Source organism: Streptomyces sp. NRRL S-920 (assembly GCF_000717945.1).
Taxonomy (GTDB): Bacteria; Actinomycetota; Actinomycetes; order Streptomycetales; family Streptomycetaceae; genus Streptomyces; species Streptomyces alboniger.
The window spans coordinates 83,095-107,049 of sequence record NZ_JODF01000019.1; the positions used below are offsets into that span (position 1 = coordinate 83,095).

Annotated in this window: 28 protein-coding genes; 19 read left to right on the forward strand and 9 right to left on the reverse strand. The window is 72.7% G+C overall.

The genetic code is table 11. From position 1 onward, the window contains the following. Positions 1–168 precede the first annotated feature (168 nt). The 4 genes from ybaK to IG54_RS0116655 form a co-directional block, all read right to left on the reverse strand. Positions 169–666, reverse strand: coding sequence for a Cys-tRNA(Pro) deacylase (gene ybaK / locus IG54_RS0116640; protein WP_030783944.1), 498 nt, complete (start codon positions 664–666; stop codon positions 169–171). A gap of 30 nt (positions 667–696) precedes the next feature. Next, on the reverse strand, positions 697–1,443 hold the full coding sequence (locus IG54_RS0116645) for an LON peptidase substrate-binding domain-containing protein (RefSeq protein ID WP_030783945.1): 747 nt from the start codon (positions 1,441–1,443) through the stop codon (positions 697–699). Between the two features lie 2 nt (positions 1,444–1,445). Further along, positions 1,446–2,423, reverse strand: a complete 978-nt coding sequence (locus tag IG54_RS0116650; protein WP_051819554.1) for a hypothetical protein — start codon at positions 2,421–2,423, stop codon at positions 1,446–1,448. A gap of 262 nt (positions 2,424–2,685) precedes the next feature. Next, on the reverse strand, positions 2,686–4,200 hold the full coding sequence (locus tag IG54_RS0116655; protein WP_234336202.1) for an oxidoreductase: 1,515 nt from the start codon (positions 4,198–4,200) through the stop codon (positions 2,686–2,688). 223 nt (positions 4,201–4,423) lie between these two features. On the opposite strand from IG54_RS0116655, the gene hisD reads away from it, so the two are divergent. From hisD to hisF, 8 genes are read left to right on the forward strand one after another with little or no spacing between them, the layout of a single operon-like run. Next, a complete protein-coding gene (gene hisD / locus IG54_RS0116660; protein WP_030783953.1) occupies positions 4,424–5,746 on the forward strand; it encodes a histidinol dehydrogenase in 1,323 nt (440 codons plus the stop codon). Further along, positions 5,743–6,870 carry a histidinol-phosphate transaminase gene (locus IG54_RS0116665; RefSeq protein ID WP_030783954.1) on the forward strand — a complete coding sequence of 376 codons (1,128 nt, stop codon included), beginning with the start codon at positions 5,743–5,745 and terminating at the stop codon, positions 6,868–6,870. The genes hisD and IG54_RS0116665 overlap by 4 nt, the downstream gene beginning before the upstream one ends. Next, positions 6,867–7,460: an imidazoleglycerol-phosphate dehydratase HisB gene (hisB, locus tag IG54_RS0116670; RefSeq protein ID WP_030783956.1), complete on the forward strand. Its 594-nt coding sequence runs from the start codon at positions 6,867–6,869 to the stop codon at positions 7,458–7,460. The genes IG54_RS0116665 and hisB overlap by 4 nt, the downstream gene beginning before the upstream one ends. A gap of 3 nt (positions 7,461–7,463) precedes the next feature. Next, complete coding sequence (locus IG54_RS42530; protein ID WP_030783958.1) at positions 7,464–7,628, forward strand: hypothetical protein; 165 nt, start codon at positions 7,464–7,466, stop codon at positions 7,626–7,628. A 17-nt stretch (positions 7,629–7,645) separates the two neighbouring features. After that, positions 7,646–8,287, forward strand: coding sequence for an imidazole glycerol phosphate synthase subunit HisH (gene hisH / locus IG54_RS0116680; RefSeq protein WP_030783959.1), 642 nt, complete (start codon positions 7,646–7,648; stop codon positions 8,285–8,287). Beyond that, complete coding sequence (priA, locus tag IG54_RS0116685; RefSeq protein ID WP_030783961.1) at positions 8,284–9,012, forward strand: bifunctional 1-(5-phosphoribosyl)-5-((5-phosphoribosylamino)methylideneamino)imidazole-4-carboxamide isomerase/phosphoribosylanthranilate isomerase PriA; 729 nt, start codon at positions 8,284–8,286, stop codon at positions 9,010–9,012. The genes hisH and priA overlap by 4 nt, the downstream gene beginning before the upstream one ends. Next, positions 9,009–9,404, forward strand: a complete 396-nt coding sequence (locus IG54_RS0116690) for a Rid family hydrolase (protein WP_030783964.1) — start codon at positions 9,009–9,011, stop codon at positions 9,402–9,404. Before priA ends, IG54_RS0116690 begins: the two co-directional genes overlap by 4 nt. Next, positions 9,401–10,156 (forward strand): imidazole glycerol phosphate synthase subunit HisF, encoded by a 756-nt coding sequence (hisF, locus tag IG54_RS0116695; RefSeq protein WP_030783967.1) that lies wholly within the window; start codon positions 9,401–9,403, stop codon positions 10,154–10,156. Before IG54_RS0116690 ends, hisF begins: the two co-directional genes overlap by 4 nt. A 166-nt stretch (positions 10,157–10,322) precedes the next feature. Here hisF and IG54_RS0116700 read toward each other — a convergent pair whose 3' ends face one another. Then, positions 10,323–10,958, reverse strand: a complete 636-nt coding sequence (locus tag IG54_RS0116700) for a TIGR03085 family metal-binding protein (protein WP_030783969.1) — start codon at positions 10,956–10,958, stop codon at positions 10,323–10,325. Between the two features lie 82 nt (positions 10,959–11,040). On the opposite strand from IG54_RS0116700, the gene hisI reads away from it, so the two are divergent. The 11 genes from hisI to lgt all read left to right on the forward strand — a co-directional run bounded on the left by hisI (position 11,041) and on the right by lgt (position 19,752). After that, positions 11,041–11,439 carry a phosphoribosyl-AMP cyclohydrolase gene (hisI, locus tag IG54_RS0116705; RefSeq protein WP_030783971.1) on the forward strand — a complete coding sequence of 133 codons (399 nt, stop codon included), beginning with the start codon at positions 11,041–11,043 and terminating at the stop codon, positions 11,437–11,439. An 11-nt stretch (positions 11,440–11,450) separates the two neighbouring features. Further along, on the forward strand, positions 11,451–12,953 hold the full coding sequence (locus IG54_RS0116710; RefSeq protein WP_030783974.1) for an anthranilate synthase component I: 1,503 nt from the start codon (positions 11,451–11,453) through the stop codon (positions 12,951–12,953). A gap of 7 nt (positions 12,954–12,960) precedes the next feature. Next, positions 12,961–13,635 (forward strand): TIGR02234 family membrane protein, encoded by a 675-nt coding sequence (locus IG54_RS0116715; protein ID WP_030783979.1) that lies wholly within the window; start codon positions 12,961–12,963, stop codon positions 13,633–13,635. 106 nt (positions 13,636–13,741) lie between these two features. Then, entirely contained in the window at positions 13,742–13,966 is a 225-nt protein-coding gene (locus IG54_RS0116720; protein ID WP_030783982.1) for an HGxxPAAW family protein, read from the forward strand. Positions 13,967–14,088: 122 nt separating this feature from the next. Beyond that, positions 14,089–14,541: a DUF2752 domain-containing protein gene (locus IG54_RS0116725; protein ID WP_030783985.1), complete on the forward strand. Its 453-nt coding sequence runs from the start codon at positions 14,089–14,091 to the stop codon at positions 14,539–14,541. Positions 14,542–14,682: 141 nt separating this feature from the next. Beyond that, complete coding sequence (trpC, locus tag IG54_RS0116730; protein WP_030783987.1) at positions 14,683–15,492, forward strand: indole-3-glycerol phosphate synthase TrpC; 810 nt, start codon at positions 14,683–14,685, stop codon at positions 15,490–15,492. Between the two features lie 9 nt (positions 15,493–15,501). Beyond that, positions 15,502–15,663 (forward strand): tryptophan biosynthesis modulator TrpM, encoded by a 162-nt coding sequence (gene trpM / locus IG54_RS43785; protein ID WP_420712259.1) that lies wholly within the window; start codon positions 15,502–15,504, stop codon positions 15,661–15,663. A 133-nt stretch (positions 15,664–15,796) separates the two neighbouring features. Then, positions 15,797–17,083 (forward strand): tryptophan synthase subunit beta, encoded by a 1,287-nt coding sequence (gene trpB, locus IG54_RS0116735; RefSeq protein ID WP_030783990.1) that lies wholly within the window; start codon positions 15,797–15,799, stop codon positions 17,081–17,083. Further along, positions 17,080–17,895, forward strand: a complete 816-nt coding sequence (gene trpA / locus IG54_RS0116740) for a tryptophan synthase subunit alpha (RefSeq protein WP_030783995.1) — start codon at positions 17,080–17,082, stop codon at positions 17,893–17,895. Before trpB ends, trpA begins: the two co-directional genes overlap by 4 nt. 62 nt (positions 17,896–17,957) lie before the next feature. Next, complete coding sequence (locus IG54_RS0116745) at positions 17,958–18,737, forward strand: DsbA family protein (RefSeq protein WP_030783999.1); 780 nt, start codon at positions 17,958–17,960, stop codon at positions 18,735–18,737. Positions 18,738–18,837: 100 nt separating this feature from the next. Next, positions 18,838–19,752 carry a prolipoprotein diacylglyceryl transferase gene (gene lgt, locus IG54_RS0116750; RefSeq protein ID WP_051819551.1) on the forward strand — a complete coding sequence of 305 codons (915 nt, stop codon included), beginning with the start codon at positions 18,838–18,840 and terminating at the stop codon, positions 19,750–19,752. A 64-nt stretch (positions 19,753–19,816) separates the two neighbouring features. On the opposite strand, the gene IG54_RS0116755 is transcribed toward lgt, so the two are convergent. The 4 genes from IG54_RS0116755 to IG54_RS0116770 all read right to left on the reverse strand — a co-directional run. Further along, a complete protein-coding gene (locus tag IG54_RS0116755) occupies positions 19,817–20,659 on the reverse strand; it encodes an HpcH/HpaI aldolase/citrate lyase family protein (protein ID WP_030784005.1) in 843 nt (280 codons plus the stop codon). Next, a complete protein-coding gene (locus tag IG54_RS0116760; RefSeq protein ID WP_030784008.1) occupies positions 20,656–21,876 on the reverse strand; it encodes a CaiB/BaiF CoA transferase family protein in 1,221 nt (406 codons plus the stop codon). The genes IG54_RS0116755 and IG54_RS0116760 overlap by 4 nt, the downstream gene beginning before the upstream one ends. Continuing rightward, positions 21,873–22,805: a ribokinase gene (rbsK, locus tag IG54_RS0116765; RefSeq protein ID WP_030784011.1), complete on the reverse strand. Its 933-nt coding sequence runs from the start codon at positions 22,803–22,805 to the stop codon at positions 21,873–21,875. Before rbsK ends, IG54_RS0116760 begins: the two co-directional genes overlap by 4 nt. Then, a partial coding sequence (locus IG54_RS0116770) for an ADP-ribosylglycohydrolase family protein (protein ID WP_051819552.1) occupies positions 22,802–23,955 on the reverse strand: 1,154 nt, incomplete at its 5' end. The genes IG54_RS0116770 and rbsK, both read right to left, overlap by 4 nt.

Genomic DNA, 23,955 nt, shown 5'->3' on the forward strand with positions numbered 1-23,955 from the left:
GGGGCGTTTCCCGTGGTTGGCCTTGCGCTTCTTCGCCCGCCACTTCCGCATGCGCGTCTTCTTCGACATGCCTTGGGTTACTAGTCCGGCCCCGCCCGGGTGTCGAGGGCACTTTCACGTCGTAAGAAGCCGTGAGAAGGACGCCGTGCCGAGACGCCGAGGGGAGCGTCAGGCCCTGCCGATCGGCGCCAGCACCGCTCCCGTGAGTTCCGCCAGGTCGCCCGGCGCCAGCTCGACCTCCAGGCCCCTGCGGCCCGCCGAGACGCAGATCGTGGCGTGCGCCGACGCCGAGTCGTCCAGGACCGTGCGCAGCCTCTTGCGCTGGCCGAGCGGGGAGATGCCGCCGCGCACATAGCCCGTCGTGCGCTCGGCGGCGGCCGGATCGGCCATCACCGCGCGCTTGCCGGACACCGCGGCGGCCAGCGCCTTCAGATCCAAAGTGCCCGCCACGGGGACGACGGCGACGGTCAGTTCGCCGTCGACCTCGGCGACGAGCGTCTTGAAGACCCGGTCGGGGGAGACGCCCATCGCCTCGGCGGCCTCCTCGCCGTACGAGGGATGGGCGGGGTCGTGCTCGTAGGCGTGGACCGTGAAGGCGGTCCCGGCCGCGGTGAGCGCTACCGTCGCCGGGGTGCCGGCCGCCTGCTTCTTCTGCTTCTTCGCCAAGGTGTTCGCCTTACGTGCTCAGGGCGTACGTCAGTTGAGGCTGGTCGTCCCGCGCGTCAGTTCCGTCGCGGGCAGCGAGGGCAGATTACGGATGATCGCGGTCTCCGCGCGCAGCAGTTTCAGCTCGTCCCGCAGCCGCGCCGCGGTGTCCGGTGCCTCCAGGAGCCGCTGCTTGGTCGGGGTGTCGAGGACGGCCGCCGCGGCGACCAGGTACGACACCACGGACGGCTCGTCCGGCAGCTCGGCCCCCGTCGTCAGGGAACGCTCCCGCGCCCCGGCCAGCCGCTTCTGGTAGGCGCGGAAGGCCCGCAGCACGCCCTCCGCGAGCGTGCCCGCGCCCTCGCCCGGCTCCTCCGGCACCTCCTCGACCTCCGCGGTGAGGAACGCGCCCGAGGCGTCGACCGAGTGGATCCGCACCCGTGTCGTACCGGTGGCGAGCACCTCGAAGCCGCCGTCGGCGCGCTCCCTGATCGTCGCCGCGTCCGCCACGCAGCCCATGGCGTGGAAGGCCTTGAGCGGATCGTCGCCGAAGCCCGCGGCGGGCCCGTGCTCGGGCACCGCCGTCTGGTCGGGGAGGCCGGGCGCGCTGGGCGCCACCTCCAAGCCGTCGCGGATGGCGACGACGGCGAACTGGCGCTGCTCCTCCTCGGGGGTCTTGAGCAGGTCGCGCATCATGGCGCGATATCGCTCCTCGAAGACGTTCAGCGGCAGGACGAGGCCGGGGAACAGCACCGAGTTGAGCGGAAAGAGCGGAAGCCGGATGGTCACGACCGGCAAGCCTAATGCTCGCCGGAGCGGACGGGTCCGCGCGGCGGCCGCAGCGGGGTCATCGACGCCACTTCGATGCGTACGCCGTCGCGCAGTTCCAGGAACTGGCCGAGTGGATCGTCGGCCATCCGGTCCCAGGGGAAGGACGTGGCGTACGGGCCGATCAGACGCAGCTGTTCGAGGGCGTCGTCCCACCGCTCCAGGCGGACGAGCACGTACGTGAGGAGGTTGCGGACCTCGGCGGGCCAGGGGTCGGCGGCCTCGTACTCCCGGGAGAGACCGATCGCGAGGTCGGCCGCCGCGTCCAGGCGCTCGCGCGGGATGCCCAGGGAGTGCGCGGGACTGGTGAGGTAGGCGAAGGCGGCCCGCGCCGGGAGGACCTGTATCAACGAGCCGGGCAGCGCGTCGGCGGCGGCGCGCTCGGCGAAGTCGAAGCACTCGCGGTGCGAGCCGTACCAGGCGGCCGAGAGGTACTGGAGGGCCGAGGCGTGGCAGCCGTAGTGGTACGAGGAACGGCGCACCGCCTCCTCCCACAGCTGTTCGAAGACGGTGTGCGAGGCGTGTGTGCCGCGCGCGTGGTCGAGGGCTATCCGCCACGGCACCGGGTCGCGCGGGTCGGCCTCGGCGGCGGCGGTGAGCAGCGGGCTCATCTCGCGCAGCAGCTCGGCGCGGGCCGGGGACTCCCAGCCGCGGACGACGGCCAGCTCGGCCTTGACGAGCAGGGCGTCCGGGTCGTGCGGGGACGCGCAGAGCCAGTCGTCGAACCACTCGGGGCGGGAGCGGGCGAAGGCGGCGAGCCGGGTGGTGTAGCGGTCGCGGTTCTCCCACTCGGCGGCCTCGCGGGTGGTGGCGAGCAGCTTGGCCGCCGGGCCGTGGTCGCCCCGGCCCGCGGCGACGAGTGCGGGGGCGAGCCGCTCGTCGGGCACGTCGAGGAGTACGTCCTCGTCCGGCGGCAGCCCGGCGGCGAGCCGCGGGGTGTGCCGGACCATGCGGGCGGTACGGATGAAGGCACGTAGCACCGTGCCCTCCTTTGCGCCTCAACCGGAGCCGCTCGCGCGGGGGAACCGGTCACCGTCGTGGTTGCTCAATTGTTGGTTGCGCAGGGATGACGGTCAAAGGGCGGGGAAGGTTGCTTGTGGCCGGATAACGGTTGAGCGGCGGCCTGCCACCGCCGGGAACCGGCCCGGAACCGGAGCCCGCGCGGCACACGGGCCCCGCCCGGGAGCGCAGGCCCCCGCCCTCCGCCACCCCTCAGTTGCGCCGCAGCAGCCGTGTCGCGCCCGCCGCAACCGTCGTCGCCAGGACCCAGCCGAGCAGGATCAGCGCGGTCGAGAACCACTGCCAGCCGCCGCGCAGCTGCCAGTAGCTGTCCTGGCCGAGATTGATCACGGGCAGCAGCAGGTCGAGGGAGAAGAGCGCCGGGTTCCAGTGCGGGTGTTCGCCCGGTTTGATCGCCGGGTGGTCCGCGTGCGAGAACGCCACCGCGCTGATCGCCCACAGCACGGCCATCCAGACCGCCGCGCGGCCGGGGCGGTAGCCGTACGCGACCGTCCAGTCCTGCGCGTACCCCCACAGCTTCGCCGCCAGCGGCAGCGTCTCGCGGCGCCGGCGCTGCTTGGCGAGGAGGACCTCGCGGGCGTCGGCGTCCTCGCCGCCATTGCGCAGGACGGCGGCCAGCTTCTCGTACGGCTCGGGGTTGTACTCGGCGGTCGCGGCCGCCACCCAGCTCAGCCGCTGGGAGAGCGGGAAACTGCCCAGCGGGACGAGGTTCTCGTAGGTGAAGCCGCCCATCTGGAGGCCGCCGGGCCCGGGCCAGCTGACCGCCTTGTCGATGAGATTGACGACCTTGGCGCCGGACAGGACGACCTTGCCGCGCTGCGGCGCCTCGCCGAGGAAGCGCAGCTCGGGCGTCTGGACGCGGCGCAGCGAGATCTCCTGGTCGTTCTGGAGCACGAAGCGGGCCTGCGCGAAGTCGATGGCGTCGCCGAACCGGCCGTCGTCGAGACGGATGCCGCCCTCGCACTCGAAGCGCTGCACGCGCGTGCCACGCGCCGGCGTCATGCCGCTGGTCTGCGGCGGATTGCCGACGGCGGCCGGGGTCAGATACAGCGTGCGCTCGACCGTCAGCTGCGGGGCGTTGAACGCGTGCCGCCCGTACTGGTTGATGAGCCTGCTGCCGCGCAGGCTCAGCGAGACGCCGATCTTCGCGCCGCGCAGGCTCAGTTCGCCGTGCGACTCCATCATCTCGGCCTGGAGGTCCTGCCCGACGGCGAGGCCGTCGCCGGTGATCGAGCGGCCGCGCCGGTCGCGGTAGACCACCGCCTGGTTCAGGAGCAGGTCCGTGCCGATCTGGGCGTCGGTGAGGCGGATGCCGTTGTGGACCCGGCAGCGCGGCAGGTGCAGATCGCCCTCCGTGTGCAGCCGGGCCGCCTCGATGCGCGGGATCGAGCAGTCGACGAGCCGCAGGGTGGCGAAGCGGGACTCGGGGAGCACGACCTCCTTCTCGAAGCGGCAGTGCTTCATCTCCGTGTACGGCACGACCGTGCCGCCCGCGAGATCGAGCACGTCCGTGATCTGCACGCCCGCCAGCTTCAGCGAGGAGACCCGGCCCGCGAGCGCGGGCGGCCCGTCGAGCAGCAGCCAGCACACGATGCGCGCCCGCACACTGCGCTCGGGACCCCAGGGGTGCCCGCCGTGCGGATCGTCCACCGCCGCGTCGCCCGATCTGAGGTCGTAGACGCTGCCGTTGCGGAAGGCCTGCCACATGCCGATCTCCGCGGCGGTCAGCCCGTCCGGCGGGTCTCCGGCGCCCGCGTCGTCGACCACTGACTCGTCCTCCCCCTCTGCCGTGCACTCATGCCTCGTACACCTGTTTCATGCCCGCTGTGTGACCGGCTGAACGCTAGTGGTGAACGGCGTCTTCCGGGATCCATATCAGCCAGTGATACGGGCGACCGGGGTCGAAAGAAGGTCTGAGAGAATTGGCCATGTGATCTCTCGAATCGATCTGCGCGGCGACGCCCTCCCCGAGGGCCCCGCCCTGCGCGCCCTGCTGCCCCGTGCCGACTTCGACGTCGCGGCCGCCCTGGAGAAGGTGCGTCCCATCTGCGAAGACGTGCATCATCGCGGCGACGAGGCGCTGATCGAGTACGCGGAGAAATTCGACGGAGTGCGGCTCGACCAGGTCCGGGTACCCGCGTCCGCCCTCAAGGAGGCCCTGGCCGGTCTCGACCCCGTCGTACGCGAGGCGCTGGAGGAGTCGATCCGCCGCGCCCGCACCGTCCACCGCGAGCAGCGCCGCGCCCCGCACACCGTCCAGGTCGCCCCCGGCGGCAAGGTCACCGAGAAGTGGGTCCCGGTCGAGCGCGTCGGGCTCTACGCCCCGGGCGGCCGGTCCGTCTACCCCTCCTCCGTGATCATGAACGCGGTCCCGGCGCAGGAGGCGGGCGTCGCGTCGATGGCGCTCGCGTCCCCGCCGCAGGCCGACTTCGGCGGCCTCCCGCACCCGACGATCCTCGCCGCCTGCGCGCTGCTGGGCATCGACGAGGTGTACGCGGTCGGCGGCGCCCAGGCCGTCGCGATGTTCGCCTACGGCACCGAGACCTGCGCCCCCGCGAACATGGTCACGGGGCCTGGCAACATCTGGGTCGCCGCCGCCAAGCGGTACTTCACCGGACGCATCGGCATCGACACCGAGGCGGGCCCGACCGAGATCGCGGTCCTCGCCGACGACACCGCCGACCCGGCGCACGTCGCGTCCGACCTGATCAGCCAGGCCGAGCACGACCCGCTCGCGGCCGCGGTCCTCGTCACGGACTCCGTGGCGCTCGCGGACGCGGTCGAGAAGGAGCTGGCACCGCAGGTCGCCGCGACCAAGCACGTCGAGGACCGGATCGTCCCGGCGCTGAGCGGCCGCCAGTCCGCGATCGTCCTGGTCGACGGCCTGGCGGAGGGCCTGCGGGTCGTCGACGCGTACGGCGCCGAGCACCTGGAGATCCAGACCGCCGACGCCGCCGCCCTCGCGGACCGCGTCAAGAACGCGGGCGCGATCTTCGTCGGTCCCTGGGCGCCCGTCTCCCTCGGCGACTACTGCGCGGGCTCCAACCACGTCCTGCCGACCGGCGGCTGCGCCTGCCACTCCTCGGGGCTGTCCGTCCAGTCGTTCCTGCGCGGCATCCACATCGTCGACTACACCCGCGAGGCCCTCGCGGACGTCGCCCACCACGTGGTGACGCTCGCCGAGGCGGAGGACCTGCCGGCGCACGGCGCCGCGATCAAGTCCAGGTTCGGATGGGAGGTGCCGGGCCAGTGAGCGACGTACGCATCGGCATCGACGACCTCCCCGTCCGCGACGAGCTGCGCGGCAAGTCCCCCTACGGCGCGCCCCAGCTCGACGTACCCGTACGCCTGAACACCAACGAGAACCCCTACCCGCTCCCCGAGCCGCTCGTCGAGCGCATCGCGGAGCGGGTCCGCGAGGCCGCCCGCGACCTCAACCGCTACCCCGACCGGGACGCGATCGAGCTGCGCACCGAGCTGGCGCGCTACCTCACCCGCACCGGCGGCCACGAGGTCACGCTCGCCAACGTCTGGGCGGCCAACGGCTCCAACGAGGTCATCCAGCAGCTCCTCCAGACCTTCGGCGGGCCCGGCAGGACGGCCATCGGCTTCGAACCGTCGTACTCGATGCACGGCCTGATCGCGCGCGGCACCGGCACGGACTGGATCCCGGGACCGCGCCACGACGACTTCACGATCGACGCCGAGGCGGCCACGAAGGCCATCGCCGAGCACCGGCCGGACGTCGTCTTCATCACCACGCCCAACAACCCCACGGGCAACACCGTTCCGGCCGAGACGGTCCTCGCGCTGTACGAGGCCGCACAGGCCGCGAAGCCGTCCATCGTGGTGGTGGACGAGGCGTACGTGGAGTTCAGCCACGGCGACTCCCTGCTCCCCCTGATCGAGGGGCGGCCCCACCTCGTCGTCTCGCGGACCATGTCGAAGGCGTTCGGCGCGGCCGGTCTGCGCCTCGGCTACCTCGCCGCCCACCCGGCGGTCGTCGACGCCGTACAGCTGGTGCGCCTGCCGTACCACCTGTCGGCCGTCACCCAGGCCACCGCGCTCGCGGCCCTGGAGCACACGGACACGCTCCTGGGATACGTCGAGCAGCTCAAGGCGGAGCGCGACCGGCTCGTCGCCGAGCTGCGCGCCATGGGCTACGAGGTGACGGACTCCGACGCCAACTTCGTGCAGTTCGGGCGCTTCGAAGGCGAAGGGGCCGCTCATGAGGTGTGGCGGAAGATCCTCGACCGGGGCGTCCTGGTCCGGGACAACGGCGTACCGGGATGGCTGCGGGTCACCGCGGGAACCCCGGCCGAAAACGACGCGTTCCTCGATGCGGTACGCGAACTCAAGAAGGAGCACGGCGCATGAGCCGCGTAGGACGGGTCGAACGGACCACCAAGGAGACGTCGGTCGTCGTCGAGATCGACCTCGACGGCACCGGTAAGGTCGACGTGTCGACCGGGGTCGGCTTCTACGACCACATGCTCGACCAGCTCGGCCGCCACGGCCTGTTCGACCTCACGGTCAAGACAGAGGGCGACCTGCACATCGACTCCCACCACACCATCGAGGACACCGCGCTCGCGCTCGGCGCCGCCTTCAAGCAGGCCCTCGGCGACAAGGTGGGCATCTACCGCTTCGGCAACTGCACGGTCCCGCTGGACGAGTCGCTGGCCCAGGTGACGGTCGACCTGAGCGGCCGCCCCTACCTCGTGCACACCGAGCCCGAGAAGATGGCGCCGATGATCGGCGAGTACGACACGACGATGACCCGGCACATCCTGGAGTCCTTCGTCGCCCAGGCGCAGATCGCGCTGCACGTCCACGTGCCGTACGGCCGCAACGCCCACCACATCGTGGAGTGCCAGTTCAAGGCTCTGGCCCGCGCCCTGCGGTACGCCTCCGAGCGCGACCCGCGCGCCGCCGGGATCCTTCCCTCCACGAAGGGCGCGCTGTAACCGATGACCGGCCTCAACACCATCCTCATCGTCGTCGGTCTCTTCCTGATCGGCGGCATCATCTCCTTCGTCAAGCAGGGGATGCCCAAGGGCCTGATCACGCTGCTGTCGATCGCCGCCGTGATGTGTCTGGCGGCGGGCATCCTGCGGCTCGACTACTGGAACTGACGGGAGGCGTACGACACATGAGCACGTCCAAGAAGGTCGTCGTCTTCGACTACGGCTTCGGCAACGTCCGCTCCGCCGAGCGCGCCCTCGCCCGCGCGGGCGCCGACGTGGAGATAACGCGCGACTACGACAAGGCCATGAACGCCGACGGCCTCCTCGTGCCCGGCGTCGGCGCGTTCGCCGCCTGCATGAAGGGCCTCAAGGAAGCGCGCGGCGACTGGATCATCGGGCGCCGCCTCTCCGGGGGCCGCCCGGTCATGGGCATCTGCGTGGGCATGCAGATCCTCTTCGCACGCGGCATCGAGCACGGCGTGGAGACCGAGGGCCTGGACGAGTGGCCCGGCACGGTCGAGCCGCTGAAGGCCGAGATCGTCCCGCACATGGGCTGGAACACCGTCCAGGCGTCGGCCGGGTCCACGCTGTTCAAGGAGCTGGAGGACGACGCCCGCTTCTACTTCGTGCACTCCTACGCGGTGCACCACTGGTCCCTCGAAGTCGCGAACCCGGCGATGCGCGCCCCGCACGTCACCTGGTCCACGCACGGCGAGCCCTTCGTGGCGGCCGTCGAGAACGGCGCCCTGTGCGCCACCCAGTTCCACCCCGAGAAGTCCGGCGACGCCGGCGCCCAGCTCCTCACCAACTGGATCGGAACCCTGTGAGCACCCTCGAACTCCTTCCCGCCGTCGACGTCCGCGACGGCCAGGCCGTACGCCTCGTCCACGGCGAGTCCGGCTCGGAGACCTCCTACGGCTCCCCGCTGGAGGCCGCCCTCGCCTGGCAGCGGTCGGGCGCCGAGTGGCTCCACCTGGTCGACCTGGACGCCGCCTTCGGCACCGGCGACAACCGCGAGCTGATCTCTGAGGTCGCGGGGGCCATGGACATCAAGGTCGAGCTGTCCGGCGGCATCCGCGACGACGCCTCGCTGGCCGCCGCCCTCGCCACCGGCTGCACCCGCGTCAACCTCGGCACCGCCGCCCTGGAGACCCCCGAGTGGGTCGCCAAGGTCATCGCCGAGCACGGCGACAGGATCGCGGTCGGCCTCGACGTACGCGGTACGACGCTGCGCGGCCGCGGCTGGACCCGCGACGGCGGCGACCTCTACGAGACGCTCGCGCGCCTCGACTCCGAGGGCTGCGCGCGCTATGTCGTCACGGACATCGCCAAGGACGGCACGCTCCAGGGCCCCAACCTGGAGCTGCTGCGCGACGTGTGCGCGGCCACGGACCGCCCGGTGGTCGCCTCCGGCGGTGTCTCGTCGCTGGACGACCTGCGCGCGATCTCCGAACTCGTCCCGCTGGGTGTCGAGGGCGCGATCGTCGGCAAGGCGCTGTACGCGAAGGCGTTCACGCTCGAAGAGGCGCTCGCCGCGGTGGCGTCGTCATGAGCGGCGTGCGGCGCGTGCAGAGCGGGAGCCCCTGGGAGGAGGCCTTCGGCTTCGCCCGCGCGGTCGAGGCCGGCGACCGGGTCGTGGTCGGCGGCACCACCTCCTTCAAGGGGGACATCCTCTACGGGGAGGGCGACCCCTACGAGCAGACGCAGGTCGCCATCGCCAACGCGCTGGAGGCGATCGGCCAGTTCGGGCTCGGCCCCGAGTCCGTGACCGCCGTACGCCTCCTCATCACCCACGCGCGGGACGTCGACGCGGTGGGCCGCGCGCACAAGGAGGTCTTCGACACCGTGCGCCCGGTGATGACCATGGTGGTCGTGTCCGGCTTCGTCGACTCGCGCATCCTGGTCGAAGTGGAACTGGAAGCCTTCCGAGGAGCCCCCGCATGACGCTGGCAGTCAGGGTCATTCCCTGCCTCGACGTGGACAACGGCCGTGTCGTCAAGGGCGTCAACTTCCAGAACCTGCGCGACGCGGGCGACCCCGTCGAGATGGCCAAGGTGTACGACGCCGAGGGCGCCGACGAGCTGACCTTCCTGGACATCACCGCCTCGTCCGGCAACCGCGAGACGACGTACGACGTGGTCCGCCGCACCGCCGAGCAGGTCTTCATCCCGCTCACGGTCGGCGGCGGCGTGCGCACCGCCGAGGACGTCGACAAGCTCCTTCGCGCGGGCGCGGACAAGGTCGGCGTGAACACCGCCGCGATCGCCCGCCCCGACCTGATCCGCGAGATCGCCGAGCGCTTCGGACGCCAGGTGCTGGTGCTCTCGGTCGACGCCCGGCGTACGGCCGCCGGCTCCTTCGAGGTGACGACCCACGGCGGCCGGAAGTCCGCCGGGATCGACGCCGTCGAATGGGCGCACCGGGCCGCCGAGCTGGGCGCGGGCGAGATCCTGCTCAACTCGATGGACGCCGACGGCACCAAGGACGGCTATGACCTGGAGATGATCGAGGCCGTACGCAAGCACGTCACCGTCCCCGTCATCGCCTCGGGCGGAGCGGGCCGGCTGGAGCACTTCCCCCCGGCGATCGAGGCGGGCGCGGACGCGGTCCTCGCGGCCTCGGTCTTCCACTTCGGCGATCTGCGGATCGGCGAGGTGAAGGAGACGCTGCGGGAAGCGGGACATCCGGTGCGCTAGGGCCTGTCCGGCGGATCAGGCCGTACTTGGGTGGCGGTCACCCTTCTGCGCAGATCGGCGTGCCAGACCCCGCGGCCCGCGGCATGATCCGCCGGACAGGCCCTAGGCGGCTTCCCCTCGGCACCGCCCGCCGCGCACGCGGCGGGCGACGCCGAAGGACGCGAGGCTAGAGCCCCAGCTGCTTCGTCTCGTGGAGGGTGGCGATCGCGCCCTTGTCGCCGTCCAGGGCCACGTCGGCGACGTCCTGCCTGCCGAAGGCGAACATCAGCAGCTCGGACGGCTCGCCCGTCACCGTCACCACCGGCGTGCCCCGGTGCGCCACCGCCGTCTGGCCGTCCGGGCGCCGCAGCACCAGCCCGACCGGAGCCTTGCGGCCCACCAGCCGGGCCGTCCGCTCCAGCCGGGACCACAGGGCGTCCGAGAAGACCGGGTCGAGGTCGCGCGGGGTCCAGCCGGGGCGCGCGCGGCGCACGTCCTCGGTGTGGATGTAGAACTCCACGGCGTTCGAGGCCTCGTCGATCTGCTTGAGGCTGAAGGGCGAGAAACGCGGCGGTCCCGTCCTGATCAGCTGGATCAGTTCCTCGTACGGCTTCGCGGCGAACTCGGCCTGCACCCGCTCCAGACGGCCCGCGAGCTGCTTGATCAGGAGCCCGCCCGCCGCGTCCGCGCGGCGCTCGCGCACCACCACGTGGGCCGCGAGATCGCGGGTCTTCCAGCCCTCGCAGAGGGTGGGGGCCTCGGGCCCCTCCGCCTCCAACAGGTCGGCGAGGAGAAGTCGTTCACGCTTCGCATGGGTCGACATACCGGCAAGCCTACGACCCTCGCCCCCGTCCGGACAGTGGACGTGCGCCGGACCGTCCGCGGCCGCGCGGCACAATGGGCCCATGACCAGCGTTCCCCCGCCCAGCAGCGGCCCCAGCAGCGGCCTCGACCCGGAGATCGCCGCGCGCCTCAAGCGCAGCGCCGACGGCCTCCTTCCCGCCATCGCCCAGCAGTACGACACCGGTGAGGTGCTGATGCTCGGCTGGATGGACGACGAGGCGCTGCACCGCACCCTCACCACGGGCCGCTGCACCTACTGGTCCCGCAGCCGCCAGGAGTACTGGGTCAAGGGCGACACCTCAGGACACGTCCAGCACGTCAAGGAAGTGGCCCTGGACTGCGACGCCGACACCGTCCTCGTCCAGGTCGACCAGGTCGGCGCCGCCTGCCACACCGGCACCCGCACCTGCTTCGACTCCGACGTGCTGCCCTTGTCCGGCGCCCCGGCGCCCGGTCAGTAGGGTCTGCTGCCATGGACCTGGAGACCTTCCGCAAGCTCGCGACCGACCGCCGAGTGATCCCCGTCAGCCGCAAGCTCCTCGCGGACGGCGACACCCCCGTCGGCCTCTACCGCAAGCTCGCCGCCGAGCGCCCCGGCACCTTCCTCCTGGAGTCGGCGGAGAACGGCCGCACCTGGTCCCGCTACTCCTTCGTCGGCGTCCGCAGCGCCGCCACCCTCACCGTCAAGGGCGGCGAGGCCCACTGGCTCGGCACCCCGCCCGTCGGCGTCCCCACCGCGGGCGACCCGCTCGCCGCGCTGCGCGCCACCGTCGGCATACTGCACACCCCGCGCGACCTGGCAGGCCAGCTCCCGCCCTTCACCGGCGGCATGGTCGGCTACCTCGGCTACGACATCGTGCGCCGCCTGGAGAAGATCGGCCCGGGGGAGCGGGACGACCTGAGGCTCCCCGAGCTGACCATGCTCCTCACCAGCGACCTCGCCGTCCTCGACCACTGGGACGGCTCGGTCCTGCTGATCGCCAACGCGATCAACCACAACGACCTCGACACCGGCGTCGACGAGGCGTACGCCGACGCGATCGCCCGGCTCGACGCCATGGAGGCCGACCTCTCGCGCCCCGTCGCCCAGCCCCCGGCCGCGCTCCCGCCCTCCGAGCTTCCGGAGTACACCGCGCTGTGGGGCGGCGAGCAGTACCAGGACGCCGTCGACGACATCAAGGAGCGCATCCGGGACGGCGAGGCCTTCCAGGTCGTGCCGTCCCAGCGCTTCGAAACGCCGTGCACGGCAAGCGCGTTGGACGTCTACCGCGTACTGCGGGCCACCAACCCGTCGCCGTACATGTACCTCTTCCGCCTCGACGGGTTCGACGTCGTCGGCTCCAGCCCCGAAGCGCTCGTCAAGGTCGAGGACGGGCGCGCCATGGTCCACCCCATCGCCGGCACCCGGCACCGCGGCGCCACCCCACAGGAGGACCACGCCCTCGCCGAGGAACTCCTCGCCGACCCCAAGGAGCGCGCCGAGCACCTCATGCTCGTCGACCTCGGCCGCAACGACCTCGGCCGGGTCTGCGAGCCCGGCTCCGTCGAGGTCGTGGACTTCATGTCCATCGAGAAGTACTCCCACGTCATGCACATCGTCTCCACGGTCACCGGACAGGTCGCCCGCGGCCGCACCGCCTTCGACGTGCTCACCGCCTGCTTCCCCGCGGGCACCCTCTCCGGCGCACCCAAGCCGCGCGCGATGCAGATCATCGACGAGCTGGAGCCGTCCCGGCGCGGGCTGTACGGCGGCTGCGTCGGCTACCTCGACTTCGCGGGGGACTCCGACACCGCCATCGCCATCCGCACCGCCCTGCTGCGCGACGGCACGGCATACGTCCAGGCCGGGGCGGGTGTCGTCGCCGACTCCGACCCCGTCGCCGAGGACACCGAGTGCCGCAACAAGGCCGCCGCCGTGCTGCGCGCCATCCACACCGCCAACCGCCTGCACGCCCCCACGCGCCGTGAGGGATAGTGGACAAGTGACTTCCGCAGTACCACCGCCCCGTACCGACACGCCGGCCGAGACCCCCGGACCCTCCGGACCCTCTGAGAGCAGGGAACAGCGCGGCAGCAGGCGCAGCATCGCCGCCGCGCTGCTGCTCGGTGCCGTCGGCGCGGCCCTCGCCCTGCTCGCCTCCCGCCAGGCCTGGGCCCACGGGACCGCGTCGGTGGCCGGTGGCGAGCTGCCGCTGACCGTCAAGGGCAGCGACGTCACGGGCGTGCCCGCCGCTCTCGCGATAGTGGGCCTCGCCGCCCTCGTCGCGGTGTTCGCCGTCCGCCGCACCGGACGCGCCCTGGTCTCCCTGCTGCTCATGGCCAGCGGCGCGGGCACCGTGGCCGCGGCCCTGCTCGGCGCGGGCGACAGCGCCGCCCTCGACGAGAAGGCGGCCACCGCGTCCGGCGACGCCGCCGCCACCATCGGCGACCTCAGCCACACCGGCTGGCCCTACGCCGCGGCGGCCGCGGGCGTACTGCTCCTGCTCGCGGGACTCCTCGCCCTCACCTACGGCCGCTCGTGGCCCGCCATGTCGGGGCGTTACGAACGCGACGGCTCGCCCGCCCCCCGCAGGGCCCGCCGCGCCCCGGACCCGGAACGGCCCGAGGAACTGTGGAAGGCTCTCGACCGCGGCGAGGACCCGACGCGCGAAGCGTGACCCCGCGCTCGGAGCTGACTCGCCGGTACGGGACAATGACAGCGAGCGCACGACTCGCGGTGGGCCTCCCACCGACTACCACGCATACAGCAACGAGGAGCAAGTCATGGCGGGCAGCAGCCACGGACACACCCCGGCCGCCTGGACCGGTGTCATCATCGCCTTCATCGGTTTCTGCGTCGCGGGTGCCTTCATGGTGATGGCCAACGTGCCCGGCTTCTGGGCCGGCATGGCCCTCGTCGTGGTCGGCGGCCTCGTGGGCGGCGTGATGCGCGCCATGGGCCTCGGCGCGGAGAAGCGCCCGCAGCGGGAGATCCGCTCCGAGAGCTGACCCTCGCCGTACGACACGCGGTACGGGAAGTACGGGAAGAGGCGGTCCGGCAGCAGCCGGGGCCGCCTCTTCCCGCGTGCGCCCACCGGGCGCCGGACCTCCTCGCGAGGCAGAATGCACGGGTGACCGCCGAAACCGCCGACACCAGGAGCGCCGAAGCCGCCCGGAAGGGCGCGCCCGCCGTCCTGGGCCGCCTCCTCGTGCCGGCCGGCCTGCTCGCCTCCGTCGCGGGCGCCTTCGCCTACGTCGGCGCGGTCGACCCCAACGAACCGGGCCACTACCCCGTCTGCCCGCTCCTGCGCCTCACCGGCGTCTACTGCCCCGGCTGCGGCGGGCTGCGCAGCGCCCACGCCTTCGTCCACGGCGACCTCGCCGCGGCCCTCGGCGCCAACGCGCTCGCCGTCCTCGGATACGGCCTCTTCGCGGTGGTGTGGGCCGTCTGGGTGATCAAGGCGGTGCGCGGGCGGCCGCTGCGCGTCGCGTTGGGCGCCGCGCAGCTGTGGGGCGTCGGCGTCCTGGTCGCGGTCTTCACGCTCGTACGCAATCTGCCGTTCGGGTCATGGCTGCATCCGTGAGCGCGCGGGCCGCACGGGTGGTGAATGTCCAGGTCGTGGGACGGGCGTCAACCGGATGCGGGGCCTTCGCCCTCCTGCGGATACCATCGCAGTGACCAGCTTGAACGTCAGCTTCAACCGTCAGGGAAGGGGACCGCTCGCGTGAGTGTGCTCGACGAGATCATCGACGGAGTCCGTGCCGACCTCGCGGAGCGGCAGGCGCGCGTCAGCCTCGACGAGCTGAAGGAACGCGCGGCCAAGGCCCCCGCGGCCAAGGACGGCGCGGCCGCCCTGCGCGGCGACGGCGTCAAGGTCATCTGCGAGGTCAAGCGCTCCAGCCCCTCCAAGGGCGCCCTCGCCGCGATCGCCGACCCCGCCGGGCTCGCCGCCGACTACGAGGCGGGCGGCGCCGCCGTCATCTCCGTGCTCACCGAGGAGCGCCGCTTCGGCGGCTCGCTCGCCGACCTGGAGGCCGTCCGCGCCAAGGTCGACATCCCGGTGCTCCGCAAGGACTTCATCGTCACCTCGTACCAGCTGTGGGAGGCCCGGGCGTACGGCGCCGACCTCGCGCTGCTGATCGTGGCCGCCCTGGACCAGCCCGCCCTGGAGTCCCTCATCGAGCGCGCCCAGTCGATCGGCCTCACGCCGATCGTCGAGGTGCACGACGAGGAGGAGGCGGAGCGCGCCGTGGACGCGGGCGCCCGCGTGGTCGGCGTCAACGCCCGTGACCTCAAGACCCTCAAGGTCGACCGCACCGTCTTCGAGCGGATCGCCCCCGAGCTGCCGGACAGCGTCGTCAAGATCGCCGAGTCCGGTGTGCGCGGCCCGCACGACCTGATCGCGTACGCCAACGCGGGCGCCGACGCGGTGCTCGTGGGCGAGTCCCTGGTCACCGGCCGCGACCCGAAGGCCGCGGTCTCCGACCTGGTCGCCGCGGGCGCGCACCCGGCCCTGCGCCACGGACGGAGCTGACCCCTCCCGATGTCCCTCTCCGCCCGCCTCGCACCCGGCTGCCGCCCCCGCGGCTGCCGGGCTCCCGCGCGGCGCGTGCGGGGCAGGCGGGTGCGGTACCACATCGGCTCGGAGCCGGGCCAGATCCCCGGCATGCGATGGCGACGCGGCGCTTTGGACGCCGCGAGCTGAGCGCCCCTGAAAGGGGCGCGGGGAACTGCGCGACAAGCCCAGGACGGGCCGCGGTCGCGCAAGGACCCGTACCAGCTACGGCGCCAGGGCGTACTCGTGTCAGACACCAACGCCAGCCATAGCGAGGTTCCGCATGCCCAGCCAGTTCTTCATCCCGGACCCCGAGGGTCAAGTCCCCAGCGCCGAAGGCTACTTCGGCGCGTTCGGCGGCAAGTTCATCCCGGAGGCCCTCGTGGCCGCCGTCGACGAGGTAGCCGTCGAGTACGACAAGGCCAAGAGCGACCCCGCCTTCGCCGCCGAACTGGACGACCTGCTCGTCCACTACACGGGCAGGCCCAGCAGCCTCACCGAGGTGCCCCGCTTCGCCGAGCACGCGGGCGGCGCCCGCGTCTTCCTCAAGCGCGAGGACCTGAACCACACCGGCTCGCACAAGATCAACAACGTGCTCGGCCAGGCCCTGCTCACCAAGCGCATGGGCAAGACCCGCGTCATCGCGGAGACCGGCGCCGGCCAGCACGGCGTCGCCACCGCCACCGCCTGCGCGCTCTTCGGCCTCGAATGCACCATCTACATGGGTGAGATCGACACCGAGCGCCAGGCCCTGAACGTGGCCCGCATGCGCATGCTCGGCGCCGAGGTCATCGCCGTGAAGTCCGGCAGCCGCACCCTGAAGGACGCCATCAACGAGGCGTTCCGCGACTGGGTCGCCAATGTGGACCGCACCCACTACCTCTTCGGGACCGTGGCCGGGCCGCACCCCTTCCCCGCGATGGTCCGCGACTTCCACCGCGTCATCGGCGTCGAGGCCAGGCGGCAGATCCTGGAGCGCGCCGGACGCCTCCCCGACGCCGCCGTCGCCTGCGTGGGCGGCGGTTCCAACGCCATCGGCCTCTTCCACGCCTTCATCCCGGACAGGGACGTACGCCTCATCGGCTGCGAACCCGCCGGACACGGCGTCGAGACGGGCGAGCACGCGGCCACGCTGACCGCGGGCGAGCCGGGCATCCTGCACGGCTCGCGCAGTTACGTCCTCCAGGACGAGGAGGGCCAGATCACCGAGCCCTACTCGATCTCCGCCGGGCTCGACTACCCCGGCATCGGCCCCGAGCACGCCTATCTCAAGGACAGCGGCCGCGGCGAGTACCGGGCGGTCACCGACGACGCCGCCATGCAGGCCCTGCGGCTCCTCTCCCGCACCGAGGGCATCATCCCGGCCATCGAGAGCGCCCACGCGCTCGCCGGGGCGCTCGACATCGGCAAGGAGCTGGGCGAGGACGGGCTGATCGTCGTCAACCTCTCCGGGCGCGGCGACAAGGACATGGACACGGCCGCACGCTACTTCGGCCTGTACGACACGGACGCCACGGTCGAAGCGGACGCGTCCGCCACCGGCGCGGAGATCAAGGGGGACGCCAAGTGAGCGGCAACATCCAGCTGCTGGAGGACACGCTGGCGGCCGCCAAGGCCGAGGGCCGCTCCGCGCTCATCGCCTACCTGCCCGCCGGTTTCCCCACCGTCGACGGCGGCATCGAAGCCGTCAAGGCCGCCTTCGACGGCGGCGCCGACGTGGTCGAGGTCGGTCTGCCGCACAGCGACCCGGTGCTCGACGGGCCGGTCATCCAGACCGCCGACGACATCGCGCTGCGCGGCGGCCTCAAGATCCGCGACGTGATGCGCACGGTCCGCGAGGCCCACGAGGCGACCGGCAGGCCGGTGCTCGTCATGACGTATTGGAACCCGATCGACCGCTACGGCGTGGAGCGCTTCACCGCCGAGCTGGCCGAGGCGGGCGGCGCCGGCTGCATCCTGCCCGACCTGCCCGTGCAGGAGTCCGCGCTGTGGCGGGAGCACGCCGAGAAGCACGGCCTCGCCACGGTCTTCGTCGTCGCGCCGAGCAGCAAGGACGAGCGGCTCGCCACGATCACGGCGGCGGGCTCAGGCTTCGTCTACGCGGCGTCGCTGATGGGCGTCACCGGCACCCGCGAGTCCGTGGGGGAGCAGGCGCAGGACCTGGTGCGGCGCACCAAGGCCACCACCGAACTGCCGGTCTGCGTCGGCCTCGGGGTCTCCAACGCCCGCCAGGCCGCCGAGGTCGCGGGCTTCGCCGACGGCGTGATCGTCGGCTCCGCCTTCGTACAGCGGATGCTGGACGCCCCGGACGCGGCCGCCGGGCTCGCCGCCGTGCGCGCGCTCGCGGCCGAACTCGCCGACGGGGTGCGCGGCAAGGCGTAACTCGTACGGGTGGACCTGGACCGGGGAGGCGCGCTCGCGCCTCCCCGGTTCGTTGGCGGGGTGTGAGTGAGAAGAACCGAGAGGCAAAGCGATCGGCCCGTGAGCGGCTGGCGGAAGAGCGAGAGCGGCAGAAGGCCCGCGACAAGAAGCGCCGTGCGCTGATCGTCGCCGCCGCGGTGGTCGGCGTCCTCGGCCTCGCCGCGGTCGTGGGGCTGCTCGCCGCCAATTCCGGCGACGACGCCAAGGACACATCGGGGCCGCTGGCCGTCCCGAAGGGGGCGACGGGCAAGGACGAGCTGACGCTCCCGCTCGGCAAGGCGGACGCCAAGTCGACCCTCACCATCTGGGAGGACTTCCGCTGCCCGGCCTGCAAGGGCTTCGAGGACGCGTTCCGCTCGACCATCCACGACCTCGCCGACAAGGGCCAGCTCAAGGTCGAGTACCACCTGGCCACCCTCATCGACGGGAACATGGGCGGCAGCGGCTCCCTGCGCGCGGCCAACGCCGCGGCGTGCGCCCAGGACACCGGCAAGTTCCCCGCGTACCACGACGTGCTGTTCAAGAACCAGCCCGTCGAGACGGACGACGCCTTCGGTAAGAACGACAAGCTGATCGACCTGGCCGGCCAGGTCGACGGTCTCGTCACGGACTCCTTCAAGAAGTGCGTCGAGGACGGCACGCACGACAAGTGGGTCACCAAGTCGCACAAGGCGTTCGAGGACGCGAAGCTTCAGGGCACGCCCACCGTCCTGCTGAACGGCAAGAGCATCTTCGGCGACCAGAAGAACCCGCTCACCCCGGCCAAGCTGCGCCAGATGGTGCGGGACGCCAACAAGGGCTGACGCCTGCCGCGCCGATTCCGGAGGCGCCGAGGCCCGTTACGGACCCGTAGCCGGGCTGGTTGCCGACGCCACCGCCCGGCACGGTAGCGTCAGACCTGCCATGGACCTTGCCTTCATTCCCAGTCCCTCGCGCGGTGTGGTCGAACTCGGACCCATTCCGCTGCGCGGCTACGCGTTCTGCATCATCATCGGCGTCTTCGTGGCCGTCTGGCTCGGCAACAAGCGGTGGGTCGCTCGCGGGGGCCAGTCCGGCACCGTGGCGGACATCGCCGTGTGGGCCGTTCCGTTCGGCCTCGTCGGCGGGCGTCTCTACCACGTGATCACGGACTACCAGCTGTACTTCAGCGAGGGCCGTGACTGGGTCGACGCCTTCAAGATCTGGGAGGGCGGCCTCGGCATCTGGGGCGCCATCGCGCTCGGCGCGGTCGGCGCGTGGATCGGCTGCCGCCGTCGGGGCATCCCGCTGCCGGCCTGGGCCGACGCGCTGGCCCCCGGCATCGCCCTCGCCCAGGCCATCGGCCGCTGGGGCAACTGGTTCAACCAGGAGCTGTACGGCAAGCCCACGGATCTCCCCTGGGCCCTGAAGATCACCTCGGCGGAGGACGGCCGGATCCCCGGCACGTACCACCCGACCTTCCTGTACGAGTCCCTGTGGTGCGTCGGCGTCGCCCTCCTCGTCATCTGGGCCGACCGCCGCTTCAAGCTCGGGCACGGACGGGCGTTCGCCCTGTACGTCGCCGCGTACTGCGCCGGGCGCGGCTGGATCGAGTACATGCGGGTCGACGACGCGCACCACGTCCTCGGCCTGCGGCTGAACGTGTGGACCGCGATCGTGGTCTTCGTGCTCGCGGTGGTCTACCTGGTGATCTCGGCGAGGACCCGCCCCGGGCGCGAACAGGTCGTGGAGCCCGCGGCCCTCGTCCCCGGCGAGGACGCGTCCGCCGAGGGCGAGGGCGAGGGCGAGGGTGCCGACGGCACCGTGAAGCTCACCAAGGGGTCGGCCAAGAAGAGCTGAGGCTCTTCGCTCGTACGCCGATGGGGCGCCGGATCGAACGGATCCGGCGCCCCATCGCTTTGGGCTAGCGCAGGCGTTGCGCCAACGCCAGGACCCGCTGTGCGCCCTCCACCACCGCCCTGTCCACGAAGCGGCCGTCCGGGAGGGCGAGGGCGCCGCCGTCCGTGGCCGCCGCCTTGGTGACCTCCTCCGCCTGTTCGATCTCCTCGGGAGTGGGGAGGTACGCCCGTTCGATCACCGGGAGTTGACGGGGGTGGATCGCCGCGCGGCCGAGGAAGCCGAGGGCGCGGCCCCGGGCGCAGGAGGCCGCCAGGCCTTCGAGGTCGCGGATGTCCGGGTGGACCGACTGGCTGGGCGGGGCGAGGCCCGCCGCCCGCGCGGCCACCACCACGCGGGAGCGCGCCCAGTCCAGGCCCGCGTCCTCGCGCACACCGAGATCCGCGCGGAGGTCCGCCTCGCCGAGGGACAGGCCGCGCAGCGCCGGGTGCGCGGTGGCGATGGCGAAGGCGTGTTCCAGGCCGAGAGCCGATTCGACGAGGGCGTGCAGGGTGGGGGAGCCGCCGTCGGCGGGGGCCGCGCGCTCCGCGACGCGGATGACGTCGGCGCGGGAGGCGACCTTGGGCAGGCGCAGCCCCGCCACGCCGGGGAGCGGCGCGATCGCGCGGAGGTCGGCGTCGCCGAGGGGGCTGGCCAGGGCGTTCACGCGGACGTGTACGGGGACGGGGGGCGGCTCGGGGCCGCGGAGGAGGTCCGCCGTCGCCGATCTCGCGTACTCCTTGCGGTCGGGGGCGACCGCGTCCTCCAGGTCGACGATCACCGCGTCGGCCCCCGCGCGCAGGGCCTTGCCCACCACATCGGGCCGGTCACCGGGGACGTAGAGCCAGGTCAGGGGGAGGGACGTGGTCACAGGGCGCCTTCCTTGCGGAGGGTGGTGATCTCCCTTTCCGTCAGGCCGAGTTCGGTCAGGACCGCGTCCGTGTCCGCGCCGTGCGGGCGCCCGGCCCAGCGGACCGCGCCGGGGGTCTCGGAGAGCCGGAAGAGTACGTTCTGCATGCGCAGCGGGCCCAGTTCCGGGTCGTCGACCGTGGTGAGCGTGGACAGGGCCGCGTACTGAGGGTCCGTCATGACGTCCCGTACGTCCTGGACGGGAGCGACCGCCGCCTCCGCCTTCTCGAAGGCCTCGATCACCTCCGCGCGGGTGTGGCGGGCGATCCAGCCGCCGACCGCCTCGTCGAGGACGTCGGCGTGCCGGGCCCGGTCGGCGCCCGAGGCGAACCACGGCTCGGCGATCAGCTCCGGGCGGCCGACCAGCCGCATCAGGCGTTCCGCGATGGACTGGGCCGAGGTGGAGACGGCGACCCAGCGGCCGTCGGCGGTGCGGTAGGTGTTGCGGGGCGCGTTGTTCGTGGAGCGGTTGCCGGTGCGGGGCTGGACGTGGCCCAGCTGGTCGTACCAGAGGGGCTGGGGGCCGAGGACGGTGAGAATCGGCTCGATGATCGCCATGTCGACCACCTGGCCGCGGCCGGTGCGGTCGCGGGCCGCGAGGGCCGTCATCACCGCGTACGCCGTCGCCAGCCCCGCGATCGAGTCGGCGAGGCCGAAGGGGGGAAGCGTCGGGGGCCCTTCGGGGTCGCCGGTGATCGCGGCGAAGCCGCTCATCGCCTCGGCGAGCGTGCCGAAGCCGGGGCGGCGGGCGTAGGGGCCGAACTGTCCGAAGCCCGTGACCCGGGTCAGGACCAGGCGGGGGTTGGCCTCGCTCAGCTCCGCCCAGCCCAGCTCCCACTTCTCCAGGGTGCCGGGGCGGAAGTTCTCCACGATCACATCGGCGGTGGCGGCCAGGCGCAGCAGCGTGTCACGGCCGCCGGGCGTGGACAGGTCCAGCGTCATCGTGCGCTTGTTGCGGCCGAGCAGCTTCCACCACAGACCGACGCCGTCCTTCGACGGGCCGTGGCCGCGGGAGGGGTCCGGGCGGCCGGGGTGCTCGACCTTGATGACCTCCGCGCCGAAGTCGCCGAGCATCGTGGCGGCGAGGGGACCGGCGAAGAGGGTGGCCAGGTCCAGGACGCGCAGGCCGGTGAGGGGCGACCGGGTCACGGGCGGCTGGGTCACGGGCGGCCGGGTCATGCCGGGGCGCCGTTCGTCGTGGCCGCGTCGGCCGCGCGGGCGTCGATCTCTTTGCGGTACGGCATGGAGGCCGACGCCCCCGGGCGCTGGACGGAGAGCGCGGCCGCCGAGGACGCCCAGGTGAGGGCGTCCGGCACGGGCCTGCCCTCGGCGAGCGCCACCGCGAGGGTCCCGGCGAACGTGTCGCCCGCTCCGGTCGTGTCGACCGCGGTGACCCGGGGGGCGGGGACCATGACCGGTTCGGCGCCGCGTGCCGCGTACAGGCTGCCCCGCGAGCCGAGGGTGATGACGACCTCGGGGACCTGGGAGAGGAGCGAGCGGGCGGCGGCGCGCGGGTCGTCCGCGATGCCGGTGAGGGTGGCCGCCTCGTGTTCGTTGGGCAGCAACAGGTCGGTGGCGGCGAGGAGTTCCTCGGGCAGCTCCTGCGCGGGGGCGGGGGTGAGGACCGTGCGGACGCCGTGGCGGCGGGCGGCCCTGGCCGCGGTGAGGGCCCCCTTGACCGGGATCTCCAGCTGGAGCAGCAGGGCGTTGGCGGAGGCGATCAGGGCCTCGTCGCCGGGGGTGAGGCCCTTCACGGTGCCGTTGGCGCCGGGGACGACGACGATCGAGTTGCCGCCCTCGTCGTCGACGACGATATGCGCGGTGCCGGTCGGGGTCTCGACGGTGCGCAGCAGATCCGTGTCGACGCCGGAGTGTTCGAGGGTGGAGCGCAGCCGCGCGCCGAACACGTCGGTGCCGACCGCGCCGATCATCGAGACGGTGGCGCCCGCGCGGGCGGCCGCGACGGCCTGGTTGGCGCCCTTGCCGCCGGGGATCGTACGGAACTCGCGGCCCGTCACGGTCTCACCGCGCCGCGGGGCCCTGGTGACGTACGCGACGAGGTCCATGTTGGCGCTGCCGAGTACGGCGATGTGGGGCGTCGGGGTCATGAGCGGTGTGCCTCCCGGGCGGTGAGTTCTGCGAGGGTGTCGAAGCCGATGCCGTCGAAGTCGCCCACGGACGTGGCGAGCCGGTTCTTGAGCGGCGCCGTCCAGCGGGCGGGGAGCGCGTCCGGGCGGCCCGCCAGCAGGCCCGCGATCGAACCGGCGGTCGCGCCGTTCGAGTCGGTGTCCCAACCGCCCGAGACGGCGCGGGTGATGGAGCCGGTGAAGTCGCCGTCGGCGTGGGTGAGGGCGGCGGCGAGGAGGGCGGCGTTGGGGACGACGTGCACCCAGTGGTGGGTGGTGAAGGCGGCGTGCAGACGGTCCACGACCTCGTCGAAGTCCCGTGTCCGCGCGGCGAGTCGGATGCCGTCGCGGATGGCCCGGGCCAGTGGGGAGTCCGGTGGGACGGTGGCCAGCCCGGCGCGCAGGCAGCGGTGGATGTCCGCGTCCGCGGTCGCCGCCTCGGCGATCGTGGCGGCCGCGAACATCGCGCCGTGGACGCCGTCCGCCGTATGGGTCAGCGCCGCGTCCCGGCAGGCCTGTTCGGCGGCCGCTCCGGGGGCGCCGGGGTTGGTCCAGCCGTGGATGTCGGCGCGGATCAGGGCGCCGATCCACTCACGGAAGGGGTTGCGGTGGGTGGCGGTGTGCGGGGGCTCGATGCCCTGGAGGAGGTTGCGGTACGCGACGCGTTCGGCGGTGAAGGTGCGGCCCGCGGGCAGCTCGTCCAGCCAGAGCCTCGCCACGTCCGCGGTGGTGAAGGACTTTCCGTGACGCTGGAGCAGGAGGAGGTTCAGGACGGGGTAGTTGAGGTCGTCGTCCTCGGGCATGCCGTCGATGTTCTCGGCGAGGGAGGTCGCCGCCGAGCGCTTGTTCCAGGGGTGCGCGGCCTTGAGCGCGGGCGGCAGGCCGCGCTCCGTGAACCAGGTGGTGAGCGGCCAGTTCCCGGTCGCCCGAGCGAGACTGCGGATGCCGTGGAGGGGCAGCTTCTCGACCGGCTTGCCGAGCAGGCACCCCGCGGCCCTGCCGAGCCAGGCGGCGTGGAGGCGCTCGCGCAGGTCGCCGGGGGCGGCGGCGGGGCGGGTCGCCCCCGGGGCGGGGAGGGCTGTCGCTGGGGCGGGCCCCAGCTCGTCCAGGAGCTGTTCGGCCAGGGCGCGGA

Coding starts and splice junctions, on each gene's coding strand:
- IG54_RS42530 (WP_030783958.1), top strand. CDS start 7,464: ATGACCGGCCTCAACACCATCCTCATCGTCGTCGGTCTCTTCCTGATC.
- IG54_RS0116710 (WP_030783974.1), top strand. CDS start 11,451: ATGGACCTGGAGACCTTCCGCAAGCTCGCGACCGACCGCCGAGTGATC.
- hisH (WP_030783959.1), top strand. CDS start 7,646: ATGAGCACGTCCAAGAAGGTCGTCGTCTTCGACTACGGCTTCGGCAAC.
- hisB (WP_030783956.1), top strand. CDS start 6,867: ATGAGCCGCGTAGGACGGGTCGAACGGACCACCAAGGAGACGTCGGTC.
- lgt (WP_051819551.1), top strand. CDS start 18,838: ATGGACCTTGCCTTCATTCCCAGTCCCTCGCGCGGTGTGGTCGAACTC.
- IG54_RS0116655 (WP_234336202.1), bottom strand. CDS start 4,200: ATGTGGCAGGCCTTCCGCAACGGCAGCGTCTACGACCTCAGATCGGGC.
- IG54_RS0116690 (WP_030783964.1), top strand. CDS start 9,009: ATGAGCGGCGTGCGGCGCGTGCAGAGCGGGAGCCCCTGGGAGGAGGCC.
- IG54_RS0116760 (WP_030784008.1), bottom strand. CDS start 21,876: ATGACCCGGCCGCCCGTGACCCAGCCGCCCGTGACCCGGTCGCCCCTC.
- rbsK (WP_030784011.1), bottom strand. CDS start 22,805: ATGACCCCGACGCCCCACATCGCCGTACTCGGCAGCGCCAACATGGAC.
- hisF (WP_030783967.1), top strand. CDS start 9,401: ATGACGCTGGCAGTCAGGGTCATTCCCTGCCTCGACGTGGACAACGGC.
- IG54_RS0116700 (WP_030783969.1), bottom strand. CDS start 10,958: ATGTCGACCCATGCGAAGCGTGAACGACTTCTCCTCGCCGACCTGTTG.
- IG54_RS0116650 (WP_051819554.1), bottom strand. CDS start 2,423: ATGGTCCGGCACACCCCGCGGCTCGCCGCCGGGCTGCCGCCGGACGAG.
- IG54_RS0116720 (WP_030783982.1), top strand. CDS start 13,742: ATGGCGGGCAGCAGCCACGGACACACCCCGGCCGCCTGGACCGGTGTC.
- trpB (WP_030783990.1), top strand. CDS start 15,797: ATGCCCAGCCAGTTCTTCATCCCGGACCCCGAGGGTCAAGTCCCCAGC.
- trpM (WP_420712259.1), top strand. CDS start 15,502: ATGTCCCTCTCCGCCCGCCTCGCACCCGGCTGCCGCCCCCGCGGCTGC.
- hisI (WP_030783971.1), top strand. CDS start 11,041: ATGACCAGCGTTCCCCCGCCCAGCAGCGGCCCCAGCAGCGGCCTCGAC.